Below are 13,153 nucleotides of genomic sequence, written 5' to 3'. Positions count from 1 at the left end.
CGCTCGATTCCCGTCGGTGGACGCCCACGCTCCGCGCGACCGAATGGCCGCTGACGATCGCGGCTACGATCGCATCTGAGCGTACTCCGCCCAGCCCTTCGCCCGCAGGCTGCACGCCGGGCATTCGCCGCACCCATAACCCCACTCATGCTGCGCGCCGCGTTCGCCGAGATAGCAGGTGTGCGACTGCTCGCGGATGAGATCGACCAGCGCGTCGCCGCCGAGATCGTGCGCCAGCTTCCACGTCGCGGCCTTGTCGATCCACATCAGCGGCGTGTGCAGCTCGAAGGCTCTCGCCATGCCGAGCGAGAGCGCGGACTGCACGGCGCGGATGGTGTCGTTGCGGCAGTCGGGATAGCCGGAATAATCGGTCTCGCACATGCCGCCGACGATGTGGGTGATGCCGCGGCGATACGCGAGTGCCGCGGCAAACGTCAGGAACACCAGATTGCGGCCGGGCACGAATGTGTTTGGCAGCCCATCGGCGCCCATCGCAATCGCGACGTCGCGCGTCAGCGCGGTCTCGGACACAGCCGCCAGCGTCGGGATCGACAGCGTGTGGCTCTCGCCGAGCTTTGCGGCCCAATCGCCGCGAAAGGCTTTGATGCCGTCGAACAGCCGGTCGCGGCAGTCCAACTCGACGGCGTGGCGTTGCCCATACTCGAACCCCAGCGTCTCCACGCGCGCAAAGCGGCTGAGCGCCCAGGCAAGGCACGTGGTGGAATCCTGGCCGCCGGAAAACAGCACCAGCGCGGCTTGTGATGAAAATGCGTCGCTCATGGGATGCGCTTTAGCATTGCAGGTCCGGCGCGCCAATCGGTGGAAATCGGCCTGTTCCGCTGCGCCCCGCTGGGAACGGCGGCCCGGTTTTGGCATAAGGCTTGGGACCGAGGAGACTGCCCCGCAATGACCCCTTCCCGCGACATTTCCCGCCTGATCGAGATCATGGCGGCGCTGCGCACGCCGGTGACCGGCTGTCCCTGGGACCTGGAGCAGAATTTCGCGACGATCGCGCCTTACACGATCGAGGAAGCCTACGAGGTGGTTGACGCCATCGACCGCGGCGACCTCGACGATCTCCGCGAGGAGCTCGGCGACCTCCTGTTGCAGGTGGTGTTCCACGCCCAGATGGCTTCGGAGCAGAACGCCTTTGCGTTCGGTGACGTCGTCGAGGCCATCACGCGAAAGATGATCCGGCGCCATCCCCATGTCTTCGCCGACAAGGATGGCAATCTCGCCTCCTCCCACGTCAAGGAAGTCTGGGACCGGATCAAGGCCGAGGAGAAGGCCGAGCGCGCCGCCCGCCGACCGCCGGAGGTCACGCCGCCGCACAAATCCCTGCTGTCGGGCGTCAAGGCCGGCCAGCCCGCGCTGACGCGCGCCATGGAGCTGCAGCGCAAAGCCTCCACCGTCGGCTTCGACTGGAACGACCCGCGCGCCGTCCTGCAGAAGATCCGCGAGGAAGCCGACGAGATCGAGGCCGCGCTCGGCCGCAACGACAAGCGGGAGATCGCGGAGGAAACCGGCGACCTCATGTTCGCCCTCGTCAACCTCGCCCGCCATGTCGACGCCGATCCGGAAGCCGCTCTGCGCGCGACCAACGCGAAGTTCGAGCGGCGCTTTGCCTATATCGAGCGGGCGCTGGAGGCGCAGGGGCGCACGCTGGAGCAGGCCTCATTGGTGGAGATGGATGCGCTATGGAATGCGGCGAAGACGGCGACTTGATACGAGGGCACGCAGTGGAAATCAGACAAGACGATCCTAAGGCGCCACACGTCGCCGAGTTGCTGGCGCACCATCTGGAAGAGCTGCGTAGCGTCATGGGCGAACATGCGCAGGCGCTCGATGCGAGTGGCCTGTCGGCTCGGTCCGTGACGTTCTGGACCGCCTGGCAGGATGGCCTGCTGGCTGGGTTCGGTGCCCTGAAGCAGTTGGACGAAACACATGGCGAAGTGAAGTCGATGCGCGCCGCGCTCAAAGCGCGGCGGACCGGAGCCGGACGCACGATTCTGAACCACATCATTGCTGAGGGCCGCAAGCGAGGTTATGCGCGTCTCAGCCTGGAGACCGGGACTGCCCCGCTGCACGCGCCCGCCGTCGCGCTCTACCGCAGCGCCGGCTTCGTGTCCTGCGCGCCGTTCGCCGACTATCAGGCGAGCCCGCACAACCAGTTCATGAGTCTCGACCTGTCGAGATGATGATCTCGGTGCGTCGCCCGGACGGAACGCAGCGCAATCCGGGCGCCGAAGGCCGCTAGATTACGTGGCGTGATGCGGCACGGCGTCGAACCTGTTGACCACGATATCCCGCTTGGTCTCGTCCACCCGCACGGTCATGTCGAAGCGGCCGTCGTGTAGCTCCTTGGCCAGCACCTCGGAATTGCGGTGCAGCCAGGAGATGCCGGCGCCATCGGCGGCATCGATGGAGAGGTCGAGCGTGGTGCGTTTGGCGGCGAGCCGTTCCTCGATCGCGCCGAGCAGCGCGTCGATCCCCTCGCCTGACACGGCCGAGACCAGCATCGCCGGATGATCTTCGGGCCGGCGCGCCGCGATATTCAGAAGCTCTTCGCGTTGTTCGGGATCGTAGCGATCGATCTTGTTCCAGACCTCGATGATGCGGCCGCTGTCGTCCGGGTTGATGCCGAGCTGGCGCAGCACGGCGTCGACGTCGCTCTGCTGTGCTTCGGCGTCTTCGTGCGAGATGTCGCGGACATGCAGGATGACGTCGGCCTCCAGCACCTCCTCCAGCGTGGCGCGGAAGGCGGCGACGAGCTGGGTCGGCAGATTGGAGATGAAGCCGACCGTGTCCGACAGCATCGCCTTGCCGCCATGCGGCAGGTTGAGCGCGCGCAGAGTCGGATCGAGCGTGGCGAACAGCATGTCGGCGGCCTGCACGTCGGCGCGGGTCAGGCGGTTGAACAGCGTCGACTTGCCGGCGTTGGTGTAGCCGACCAGCGCGACCACGCGATACGGCACGCGCTGGCGGCCGGCGCGATGCAGCCGTCGTGTCGCCTGGACCTTTTTCAGCTCGCTCTCGAGCTTGGTGATGCGCTCCTGAATCAGGCGGCGGTCCGCTTCGATCTGCGTCTCGCCGGGACCGCCCATGAATCCAAAGCCACCGCGCTGGCGTTCCAGATGGGTCCATGATCGCACCAGGCGCGAGCGCTGATAGTTGAGATGCGCGAGCTCGACCTGGAGCGAGCCCTCCTTGGTCTTGGCGCGGCGACCGAAGATTTCGAGAATGAGCCCGGTGCGGTCGAGCACCTTGGCATGCAGTTCCTTCTCGAGATTGCGCTGCTGGATTGGCGCCAGCGCGCAGTCCATCACCACGAGCTCGACATCGAGGCTCTTGGCGAGAGCCGCGATCTCCTCGACCTTGCCCTTGCCGATATAGGTCGCGGGTCGGATCTGGTTGATCGGTGCGATGATCGAATCGGCCACGACGAGATCAATCGCACGCGCAAGGCCTGCGGCTTCATCCAGCCGGGCCTCGGCGTTGCGCTGGACGTGACTCTCCGTTTGCGCGTCGGCATTCCCCGCACGCGCCCGCAAATAGGGACCGATGACAAGCACCCGCCCCGTCTGCTTAGCCCCTGCCGACCGTGGACGATCGGCATCCCCGTCGAAATTCCGGGGTTCCAATCAGATCACTCTCAAGCCGGCTGATCCTCGCCGCCTTCGAACAGCTGGATCGGAGCGCCCGGCATGATGGTCGAGATCGCATGCTTGTAGACGAGCTGCGAGTGACCGTCGCGCCGAAGCAGCAAACAGAAATTGTCGAACCAGGTCACGATGCCCTGGAGCTTCACTCCGTTGACCAGAAAGATCGTCAGTGGCGTCTTGGTTTTGCGAACGTGATTAAGGAAGGTGTCCTGTAGGTTTTGTGCGCGGTCTGCCGCCATTGTTTTTTTCTCGCTTTGAGTTTCTTTTTATTGCGCCGGTTGCGGCCCTGTTTTGAATGTTTGGGCCTTCTCCCGGTTGCCGTCCCTCATGAGATCCCCCTCTAGGGAACAGCAGGTTGATTAGAAGGCAGGTGGACATTTTAGGCAAGCCGCTTCACGCGGCAGGGCGCGTTCCAGAGCCCCGAAAAACTACGGAAATCGATTGATTTTCCTTTGGTATCGCCCGTGGCCACAGGGCTTGCAGCCCTCAACCAACGCCCAATGCCTTCAACTTCCGGTGTAGCGCCGAACGTTCCATGCCAACAAACTCCGCCGTTCGAGAAATATTTCCTGAAAAACGGCTGATCTGGGCAATCAAATAGTCGCGCTCGAATACTTCACGTGCTTCCCGCAGCGGCAGGCCCATGATGTGTTCGCCATTGTTGCTTGTCGGCATCGCCGGGACCATGGAGCCGACGTCCTGCGGCAGCATATCGGCGGTGATGATCACCTCAGGGCCACCGGCGGCCAGAATCATGACTCGTTCGACGTTGTTGCGGAGCTGGCGCACGTTGCCCGGCCAGACATGCGATTGCAGCACCGCCATCGCGTCCTGGCCGATCTGGCGCTTGGGCAGACCGCTGCCCGCCGAAATCTGCTCCATGAAATAGTCGATCAGTTCGGGAATGTCCTCGCGGCGCTCGGACAGCGCAGGCACGCGGATCGGCACCACCGACAGGCGGTGGTAGAGGTCCTCGCGGAAATGACCGGCCGCGATCTCCTCCTCGAGGTTGCGCGCGGTGGACGAGATGATGCGCACGTCGACCTGCACCTTGGCGGTGCCGCCGACGCGCTGGAACGACTGCTCGACCAGCACGCGCAGGATCTTGTTCTGCGTCTCGCGCGGCATGTCCGCGATCTCGTCGATGAACAGCGTGCCGCCATGCGCCTCCTCGAGCGCGCCGGGCTTGCGCGGCTGCTCGCCGTTGGATTGCTCGACGCCGAACAGCTCGTGCTCCATCCGCTCCGGCGTGATTGCCGCGGCGTTGATGACGACGAAGGGCCCGTCCGCGCGGCCCGAGGCCGTATGCAGCGTGCGCGCGGTCAATTCCTTGCCGGCGCCGGCAGGGCCGACGATCAGGATGCGGCTGTTGGCCTTGGCCGCACGCTCAATAGTCTGGCGCAGCTGGTTCATGCTCGGCGAGCGGCCGACGAGCTGGCTGGCGCTTGGCGCGAGCTGCTTCAGCTCCTTCACCTCGCGCTTGAGCCGCGAGTTTTCCAGAGCACGGTTGGCGACCAGAATGAGACGGTCGGCCTTGAACGGCTTTTCGATGAAGTCATAGGCACCGCGCTTGATCGCGGCGACCGCGGTCTCGATGTTGCCGTGGCCGGAGATCATCACCACAGGCAGATCGGCATTGTCCTTTTTGACCTGCTCCAAGAGCTGCAAGCCGTCGAGCTTGGAGCCCTGCAGCCAGATGTCGAGGAACACCAGGTGTGGCCGGCGGTTGGCGATTTCTGCCAGTGCGGAGTCGCTGTCACGCGCCGTCCGCGTGACAAACCCCTCGTCTTCGAGGATGCCCGCAACGAGATCCCGAATATCGGCCTCATCATCGACAATCAGAATTTCACTTGCCATGGGTCGCGCCTGTCTTGTCAGCTGCCTGTTGAGGCTTCGATTTTCGTTGAATCATTGGTCTTTTCAGCCGGCTCTTTGGTTTCGGTCGCCGGCTGTCTTGTTTCCTGTGCCGCGACGGAATCTGCAGCCGGCTCTTTGGCTGTCGCCTCGGCTGCGTCCTTCGCTGGCTCTTTGGCGACGGCTGCCGCCTCGGCTCCCTCGGCCTTCTTGGCCTGGCCGGAGATCGCAAAGCGCATCCGCATCCAGGCACCGCGCTGGCCTTCGCGGAAGTCGGAGGCGTCCTTCAGCTCGATGCGGCCGCCATGGTCTTCCAGCACGCGGCCGACGATGGCAAGGCCAAGACCGGTGCCCTTGGCGCGCGTCGTGACATAGGGCTCGAGCAGCCGCGAGCGTGCGACCTTGGGCAGGCCGATGCCGTTATCGATCACGTCGATCAGCACATCCTCGCCCTCGCGCGACACCACGACGTCGATGCGGCCTTTGCCGAGCTCCTCTGGTGGGACCTGCTCGATGGCTTCGGTGGCATTCTTGACGATGTTGGTGACCGCCTGCGAGATCAGCCGCCGGTCGAACTGGGCGCGCAGCGGATCCTCCTTGAACTCGGCCTCGATATCGAGCTCGGGGTGGGCAACCTTCATCAGGAACACCGCCTGCCGCACGGTGTCGGCCACATCCTCGCCTTCCATCACGGGCTTCGGCATCCGCGCAAAGCGCGAGAACTCGTCGACCATGCGACGGATATCGTCGACCTGGCGCACGATGGTGTCGGTGCACTGGTCGAAGATCTGCTTGTCCTTGGCCTCGGTGATGTCCTTGCCGAATTTGCGGCGGATGCGCTCGGCGGAGAGCTGGATCGGCGTCAGCGGGTTCTTGATCTCGTGGGCGATGCGGCGCGCGACGTCGCCCCAGGCCGAGGTGCGCTGCGCTGAGACCAGCTCGGTGATGTCGTCGAGCGTGATGATGTAGCTGTCGTGCGGCTGGTTCTTCTCGGCGCTGACACGGACGGACAGATTGCGCTCGGTGCCATCGCGGGTGATCGTGATCTGGCCCTGCACCAGCCGCTGGGTCCCTTCCCGCGCCGTCTGCATCATCTCCTCGAGCTCGGGCAGCACGTCGGAGAGCGGATGGCCCAGCGTTTCAGCCTCGGAATGCCCGATCAGCTTCTCGGCGGAGCGGTTGAGGATGCCGACGCCGCCGGAGGTGTCGACGCCGATGATGCCGGCGCTCGCGGATGACAGCACGGCCTCGATGAAGCGGCGGCGGCTGTCGATGAGGTCGCTGGCGTTGACGAGCTCGTCGCGCTGGCTGCGCAGCTCCTGCGTCATCTTGTTGAAGGTCTCACCCAGCTGGGCGAGATCGCCTTCGGACTGATGCACGGGCACCTTCACATGGAGGTCGCCGGTCGAGACCGTATGCGCCGCGTTCATCAACCGCCGGATCGGCGCCACCAGCGAGTTGGCGAAGTTGAGGCCGATCAGCACCGAGGCCATCAGGATGGTCAACGCGATCACCGCGAACATCAGCGCAAACGCCACCTGGATGCCGAGCCGGCGCGACTCGATCTGGGCGTATTCGGCCACGCTGACCTCGGTTTGCTTCAGCTGATTGACCACATTCGGATCGAGCGGGCGCGCGACATAGAGGAAGGTGTCGTTGAAGGCACGCAGACGGATCACCGCCGCGACGTAGCTCGAATCCGGCAGGACCGCGATCTCGGGCTCGTTCTCGTTGACGTTGCTGAGGAAGTCCGGCGCCGGCGGTGAATAGGCGAGCCGCATGCCGGTGTCGGCGGACTCCAGGATGTTGGTGTTCTTGTCGATGATCATCGCGCCCGGCAAATTGCGCGAGCCGGCGCTCGACGTCAGCAATTCACGGAACGAGCGGCGATCCTGGTCGTAGAGCGGACGAGTATGGGCGATGTCGTTGGCCATGCCGAGGATATCGCCGCGGATCAGCTGGGCGTGGTCCTGCATATAGGCCCGCGCGATGGTCAGCGAGTTCTGGATCACTTCCTTGGTGGGACCCGAGAACAGGCGGTCGAGGCCGCGCTCGAGGGTGACATTGGCGACGACGGCGACCAGCACCGCCGGCAAGACCGCCACGATCGAGAACAGACTAACGATCTGGACATGGAGGCGTGCCGCCGCCCTGCCGCGCCGCCGCGCCAGAATCAGCTGCCAGAGCTCGCGCACGATGATTCCGACGAGGAGCAGGATCGTGCCGGCATTGATCAGATAGAACGAGCGGACCACCTCCGGCGTCGGATCGATGCTCGTGAGGCCGGTCAGGACCAGAAAGGTCAGCAGGGCCGACAGCAGCGCAAGCGCCACGGCGATTGGTGCCAGCCAGCGTCGTACCGACCAGCGCCGGGGCTCTTCTGCTGGGGCCGAGTCAAAGGATGCGGCCGTGGTGTCTGCGCTGGTCATTCCGGCAATGGGTGCTGAAAACGGGTCCGCGTCGGGCGGATACTGATGTATTCGTACCACATTGTTGCCGAATTGCGACAATTCCGCGGCGTCTGTCGCGCGGCGGACCAGCGCATCCACAGGGATGGCGGACCGTTCGAGGATCTTTGCGGAACGGAATCCGGCCATTCCGGCTTAAGTCGGCATGGATAGGATCTTTCTCGCCATCATGGTGTCGGCCGTGCTGCTGCTGATCGTGGCCTCTGACCTGCTGGTCAATGGCCCCAGTAGGCAGGACCAGACGGCGCAGATGGCCAATATCGAGCCAGTCGTGGCGCGCCTGATCAGATAGGTGTGAGGCTTACGACCTGCAGTCGATAATGCCGCGGGATGCGCGGAACATTCAGGCCCCGTTCGGACTTCTGCTCACCGCGCGGACCATAACGGCCAGCGCGATCCGGACAGGCTCAGCTCCGCTTTGGTAGGGGGAGCTGAGCCACCGGTCCGAGGCGAGCCTCCACTCGGTACGAGCTCCAAGCCCCAGCCCGCGTGCTCGTCCCTTCTTCTCAATGCCGCTGACGATCTTCAAGCCTGTTGCGGAGGCCACCCGTCGCCGCACCGCGAGCCCGACCGCACCTGGCGGTCGGGAGGGACGAGCTTGAAGAGACATACGACATTCGTCAGGTGCCCCGCCTCCGAAAGCGCTGGAATATGGCTGCCTTGTGGTCCATCCGGAGGCTCAAATGTATTGTTCGCAACCTGTCTATCGACGCATTTCCCGTCTCGCTTCACTCCTTGGCAAATTTGTACTGGGCGTTGGCGCGCTCTTCATCGGACCCCAGACCCATGCAGCGCCCACCATCTACGGCACCTACTATGATGAAACCGCCTCGTCGGTGACGGCCTGCCAAAATACCTATGTTTGCCGCCAGTTCCTTTCACAACTACCGTCCGACAAGCTTTTGATGGTCACGAAGTTGATCTGCGTCTTCGTCACGCAAGCGCGCGTGACCGAGGCCCAGCTTTACGTCTCAACGACGAACGATGGGAGCGGGACACTGCCGCGCCATCTGAATTTGCCCCTTCCAGCCGCGCCCGCACCGTCCACCAGCGGTCTTTACTATACGACGGTGGACATGGAGCCTCAGTGGCTGCTCGGCCAGGGACGATACCCGTATGTGGTCATTGTGACCTCTGGTAGTGGCAGTATGGCGATCGACTGCACGATCCGCGGAGAATTGGTCACGCCCATCCAGTGACCGCGAACGACGACGGACCGAGGGGATTCCGTGCCAAACGGCCGCTATTCCAGAGCGATACGACGCGTCGAACTATGGCGCGCAATTGTGCCTGACAATTTCGATATTCCGGGTGCGGTCCCACGGACCGCCCCCGAAATGACGTTGAGGGAAACTAACCCCCGCTCCGGTACACCTGAATATCAAGATCCCGGATCTTCTTCCGCAGCGTGTTGCGGTTGAGGCCGAGCAGATCGGCAGCGCGGATCTGGTTGCCGCGCGTGGCCGCGAGCGCGGCCGTCAGCAGCGGCACCTCGATCTCCTTGAGGATGCGGTGATAGAGGCCCGGCGGCGGCACGCCGTTCGGGAAGCCCTGGAAGTGCGAAGACAGATACGCCTCCACCGCGCCGCCGAGATTGTCGACCCCCTGCTGGACCGCGGCGCCTGGGCTGACCGAGGGCGGCGCGAGCTCGCCGTCGATGACGGAGGCTGTGATCACGTCCTGCGGATAGAGCGCCGCAAGGCGGCGGGCGAGGTTTTCCAGCTCGCGCACGTTGCCGGGCCAGCGGTGCTGCTTCATCCGCTCCAGCGCCAGCGCATCGAGCTTCTTCGGCGGCAGGCCGTCCTTCTCGGCGAGCGAGAAGAAGTGACGCACGAGATCCGGCAAGTCCTCGATGCGTTCGCGCAAGGGCGGCAGCCGCAGCGGCACGACGTTGAGGCGGAAGAACAGGTCCTCGCGGAACAGGCCCTGCTGGATCAGGACGCGCAGGTCCTTGTTGGAAGCCGCGACGATACGAACGTCGGTCTTGATCGGCGTGCGGCCGCCGACGGTGGTGTATTCGCCCTGCTGCAGCACGCGCAGCAGGCGGGTCTGCGCCTCCATCGGCATGTCGCCGATTTCGTCGAGGAACAGCGTGCCGCCCTCGGCCTGCTCGAACCGGCCGGAGGCGCGCGTGTTGGCGCCGGTGAAGGCGCCGCGCTCGTGGCCGAACAATTCGGACTCGATGAGGTCGCGCGGGATCGCCGCCATGTTGACCGCGACGAACGGGCCGTTGCGGCGCTTGCCATAGTCGTGCAGCGCGCGCGCCACCAGCTCCTTGCCGGTGCCGGACTCGCCCGTGATCATCACGGTGAGATCGGTCTGCATCAGGCGTGCGAGCACACGGTAGATTTCCTGCATTGCCGGCGACCGGCCAACCAGTGGGATCGCCTCCATCTCGGCGTCCTCGTCCGGCGTCGCGACCCGCTCCTTCGGCTCGGCGAGCGCCCGGCCGACGATGGCGATCAGCTCCTTCAGGTCGAAGGGTTTTGGCAGGTATTCATAGGCGCCGCGCTCGGAGGCGCGGATCGCCGTCATGAAGGTGTTTTGCGCGCTCATGACGATGACGGGCAAATTCGGCCGCATCTTCTTGATCCGTGGCAAGAGGTCGAAGGCGTTTTCGTCCGGCATCACCACATCGGTGATGACGAGATCGCCCTCCCCCTGGCTGACCCAACGCCACAGCGTCGCGGCATTGCCGGTCAGCCTGACTTCATACCCGGCCCGGGAAAGTGCCTGGTTGAGAACCGTGCGGATGGCGGTGTCGTCATCAGCTACGAGAATGCTACCTGCGGGCATCGTTAATCCTCATTTTGCCCCCTGTGATACAGACGACGACTTCCCGGCAGAGCCGTCGCGACTGCTGTGATCGGCGGTCTTGGCCGATGTCGAAAACATCGGCATCAGCACGCGGAAGGTGGTCTTGCGCGGCTGAGACTCGCATTCGATGATGCCCCCGTGATCGCCGACGATCTTGGCGACCAGAGCAAGACCGAGGCCAGAGCCGGTCTGCTTGGTGGTCACGAAGGGATCGAACAGGTTGGGCAGAAGATCGTCCGGCACGCCTGGTCCATTGTCTCTCACGCAGAATTCAAGCGGCAGAGATACCCGGGATTTTTGACCGGGGACTGACAGGCGCACGCCGGGGCGGAACGCGGTGGTGAGCTGGATCTCGGCGTCGGGCACGTCGATCAGCGCTTCGGCGGCGTTCTTCACCAGATTGAGGAACACCTGGATCAGCTGGTCCTGGTTGGCCAGCACCGGCGGCAGCGAGGGATCGTAGTCCTCGATGAAACGGATGTTGCGGGCAAAGCCCGACTGCGCCAGCCGCTTCACGTGATCGAGCACCGAATGAATGTTGACGGGGCCGCGCGCCACCGGCCGCTCGTCGCCGAACACTTCCATGCGGTCGACCAGCGTCACGATGCGGTCGGCCTCGTCGCAGATCAGGCGGGTCAGCATGCGGTCTTCGGGCGAGGCCTGCTGTTCCAGCAGTTGCGCTGCGCCGCGGATTCCGGAGAGCGGATTCTTGATCTCGTGTGCGAGCATCGCGGCGAGCGCAATCACCGAGCGGGCGGCGCTGCGATGGGTGAGCTGCCGATCCATCTTGTCGGCGATAGAGCGTTCCTGGAGCATCACCACGATATGGCCGGGCCGCTCGGTCAGCGGCGCAACGTGCAGATCGACCTGGCGGTCGCCGCCCATGCGTGGCGTGCCGAGATCGACCTTGTATTCATTCACCGGCGAGTTCGACGAGCGCACCTGGTCGATCAGTGCCAGCAAGGGACTGCCGAACGGCACCAGCTCCTTCAGCGACTGGCGCTTCAAAAATTGCGTCGAGATATCGAAGAAGGCTTCGGTCGCGATGTTGGCGGCGACGATCTTGCCGTCCGGCCCGATCATCAGCACGGGATTGGGAAGCGCGTCCAGGATCGCGTCGCTGTCGGTCGGCTTGCGATGGTCAGCGGCTGAGCTCATGCAGCAGCGCTCCATGCAAAATCGTCAAAGGCATCCTGCAGTGACCGGTGGACCAGGCCAGGATCCTCGGAGGTGAGGATCTTCTGGCGCCAGGCTTTCAGTGTCTCGGCTGACGCACCGCTCGCATCGGCCGCGACATCGAGTGCCCAGCCGAGATGCTTGCGCGCATGCTTCAGGCCGACCCGCAGGCCGTAGAGCGCACAGACGCCCTCATAGAGCGTGCGGACATAATGCAGCTGCGTTTCGAGCGAGGGCGTCGCTTCGGCCGCTCCGCCCTTCAGGCGCCGGCCAATCTGGCCGGGCAGCCATGGCTGGCCCTGTGCGCCGCGGCCGATCATGACGGCGTCAGCGCCGGAGGCTTCGAGCGCCGCGAGCGCCTTCTCGTGGGTGGTGATGTCGCCGTTGACGACGAGCGGAATGGAGATGGCATCGCGCACTGTGCGGATCGCATCCCAATCGGCCTCGCCCTTGTAGAACTGGCAGCGGGTGCGGCCATGCACGGTGACGAGCTTGATGCCGGCGGCCTCGGCGCGGCGCGCCAGCTCCGGCGCATTGCGGGTGCGATCGTCCCAGCCGAGCCGCATCTTCAGCGTCACCGGAACTTTCACGGCGGCAATCGTCGCCTCGATCAGGCTGACGGCATGATCGAGATCGCGCATCAGGGCCGAGCCCGACTGGCCGCCGGTGACATGGCGGGCCGGACAGCCCATGTTGATATCGATGATGTCGGCGCCCTCGGCTTCGGCGATCCGGGCGCCTTCCGTCATCCAACGCGCCTCGCAGCCGGCGAGCTGGACGACATGGGGCCCGACTCCGGTCGCTTCGCAGCGCAACCGCGACATGCGGTGTCCGTTGGCGAGCTCATCGCTGGCCGTCATTTCAGAGACGACCAGACCCGCCCCTAGCTCGGCGGCGAGCCGGCGGACGGGCGAGTCAGTCACCCCTGACATCGGTGCCAGGAAGACCGGGGTGGCGACACTAATATCGCCTATCTTCAACGGCTTAGAGCCTGATACTGCCGCGCCGGTCACAGTTGTCCCGTTGAGAAGGCAGGGCCTCATCGCGTCTGCCATGGCTTATCTTGCGCACAATTCTTGTGCAGTCAAGCGTCATGCCTACAGTTTAGACAGTTCTGCAGATCTTTCAAGTGCAGTGCAGCAAAATGCTGTTTCCCACAATCCCGGGAAACCCCCT

12 protein-coding genes are annotated in these 13,153 nt (G+C 64.4%); 4 read left to right on the top strand and 8 right to left on the bottom strand.

The window, feature by feature from the left end:
- Positions 1 to 63 precede the first annotated feature (63 nt).
- Positions 64 to 780, bottom strand: coding sequence for a 7-cyano-7-deazaguanine synthase QueC (queC, locus tag JQ587_RS27955; protein WP_212427438.1), 717 nt, complete (start codon positions 778 to 780; stop codon positions 64 to 66).
- Positions 781 to 906: 126 nt separating this feature from the next.
- On the opposite strand from queC, the gene mazG reads away from it, so the two are divergent.
- Both mazG and JQ587_RS27945 read left to right on the top strand, forming a co-directional pair.
- Entirely contained in the window at positions 907 to 1,725 is an 819-nt protein-coding gene (gene mazG, locus JQ587_RS27950; RefSeq protein WP_212427437.1) for a nucleoside triphosphate pyrophosphohydrolase, read from the top strand.
- A gap of 14 nt (positions 1,726 to 1,739) precedes the next feature.
- Entirely contained in the window at positions 1,740 to 2,198 is a 459-nt protein-coding gene (locus tag JQ587_RS27945) for a GNAT family N-acetyltransferase (RefSeq protein ID WP_212427436.1), read from the top strand.
- Between the two features lie 60 nt (positions 2,199 to 2,258).
- Here the strand turns inward: JQ587_RS27945 and hflX are convergent, their stop codons facing one another.
- From hflX to JQ587_RS27925, 4 genes are all read right to left on the bottom strand, one after another.
- Positions 2,259 to 3,641 (bottom strand): GTPase HflX, encoded by a 1,383-nt coding sequence (hflX, locus tag JQ587_RS27940; RefSeq protein ID WP_212427435.1) that lies wholly within the window; start codon positions 3,639 to 3,641, stop codon positions 2,259 to 2,261.
- An 11-nt stretch (positions 3,642 to 3,652) separates the two neighbouring features.
- Positions 3,653 to 3,901, bottom strand: a complete 249-nt coding sequence (gene hfq / locus JQ587_RS27935) for an RNA chaperone Hfq (protein WP_007591126.1) — start codon at positions 3,899 to 3,901, stop codon at positions 3,653 to 3,655.
- Positions 3,902 to 4,148: 247 nt separating this feature from the next.
- Positions 4,149 to 5,519 carry a nitrogen assimilation response regulator NtrX gene (gene ntrX, locus JQ587_RS27930; protein WP_194475938.1) on the bottom strand — a complete coding sequence of 457 codons (1,371 nt, stop codon included), beginning with the start codon at positions 5,517 to 5,519 and terminating at the stop codon, positions 4,149 to 4,151.
- Between the two features lie 17 nt (positions 5,520 to 5,536).
- A complete protein-coding gene (locus tag JQ587_RS27925; RefSeq protein WP_212427434.1) occupies positions 5,537 to 7,945 on the bottom strand; it encodes a sensor histidine kinase in 2,409 nt (802 codons plus the stop codon).
- A gap of 184 nt (positions 7,946 to 8,129) precedes the next feature.
- Here JQ587_RS27925 and JQ587_RS27920 point away from each other — a divergent pair, with 184 nt between their 5' ends.
- Positions 8,130 to 8,276: a hypothetical protein gene (locus tag JQ587_RS27920; RefSeq protein ID WP_212302393.1), complete on the top strand. Its 147-nt coding sequence runs from the start codon at positions 8,130 to 8,132 to the stop codon at positions 8,274 to 8,276.
- Positions 8,277 to 8,667: 391 nt separating this feature from the next.
- Positions 8,668 to 9,183: a hypothetical protein gene (locus JQ587_RS27915; protein ID WP_212302181.1), complete on the top strand. Its 516-nt coding sequence runs from the start codon at positions 8,668 to 8,670 to the stop codon at positions 9,181 to 9,183.
- 154 nt (positions 9,184 to 9,337) lie between these two features.
- Here JQ587_RS27915 and ntrC read toward each other — a convergent pair whose 3' ends face one another.
- Genes ntrC through dusB form a run of 3 tightly spaced genes read right to left on the bottom strand, consistent with a single transcriptional unit; the run spans position 9,338 to position 12,957 of the window.
- Positions 9,338 to 10,780, bottom strand: coding sequence for a nitrogen regulation protein NR(I) (gene ntrC / locus JQ587_RS27910; protein ID WP_212302180.1), 1,443 nt, complete (start codon positions 10,778 to 10,780; stop codon positions 9,338 to 9,340).
- Between the two features lie 9 nt (positions 10,781 to 10,789).
- Positions 10,790 to 11,959 carry a two-component system sensor histidine kinase NtrB gene (locus JQ587_RS27905; RefSeq protein ID WP_212427433.1) on the bottom strand — a complete coding sequence of 390 codons (1,170 nt, stop codon included), beginning with the start codon at positions 11,957 to 11,959 and terminating at the stop codon, positions 10,790 to 10,792.
- The gene (gene dusB / locus JQ587_RS27900) at positions 11,956 to 12,957 is read right to left on the bottom strand and encodes a tRNA dihydrouridine synthase DusB (protein ID WP_212427432.1); all 1,002 of its coding nucleotides are present in this window, start codon (positions 12,955 to 12,957) and stop codon (positions 11,956 to 11,958) included. Before dusB ends, JQ587_RS27905 begins: the two co-directional genes overlap by 4 nt.
- Positions 12,958 to 13,153 lie beyond the last annotated feature (196 nt).

It is taken from the genome of Bradyrhizobium manausense (assembly GCF_018130615.1).
In the GTDB taxonomy this organism is placed as follows: Bacteria; Pseudomonadota; Alphaproteobacteria; order Rhizobiales; family Xanthobacteraceae; genus Bradyrhizobium; species Bradyrhizobium manausense_A.
This window is presented reverse-complemented; position numbering and strand designations above follow the sequence as displayed.

Bases quoted from the DNA above. Each gene is read 5' to 3' on its own strand.
- queC (WP_212427438.1), bottom strand. From the start codon at position 780: ATGAGCGACGCATTTTCATCACAAGCCGCGCTGGTGCTGTTTTCCGGC.
- mazG (WP_212427437.1), top strand. From the start codon at position 907: ATGACCCCTTCCCGCGACATTTCCCGCCTGATCGAGATCATGGCGGCG.
- hfq (WP_007591126.1), bottom strand. From the start codon at position 3,901: ATGGCGGCAGACCGCGCACAAAACCTACAGGACACCTTCCTTAATCAC.
- ntrX (WP_194475938.1), bottom strand. From the start codon at position 5,519: ATGGCAAGTGAAATTCTGATTGTCGATGATGAGGCCGATATTCGGGAT.
- JQ587_RS27925 (WP_212427434.1), bottom strand. From the start codon at position 7,945: ATGACCAGCGCAGACACCACGGCCGCATCCTTTGACTCGGCCCCAGCA.
- JQ587_RS27920 (WP_212302393.1), top strand. From the start codon at position 8,130: ATGGATAGGATCTTTCTCGCCATCATGGTGTCGGCCGTGCTGCTGCTG.
- JQ587_RS27915 (WP_212302181.1), top strand. From the start codon at position 8,668: ATGTATTGTTCGCAACCTGTCTATCGACGCATTTCCCGTCTCGCTTCA.
- ntrC (WP_212302180.1), bottom strand. From the start codon at position 10,780: ATGCCCGCAGGTAGCATTCTCGTAGCTGATGACGACACCGCCATCCGC.
- JQ587_RS27905 (WP_212427433.1), bottom strand. From the start codon at position 11,959: ATGAGCTCAGCCGCTGACCATCGCAAGCCGACCGACAGCGACGCGATC.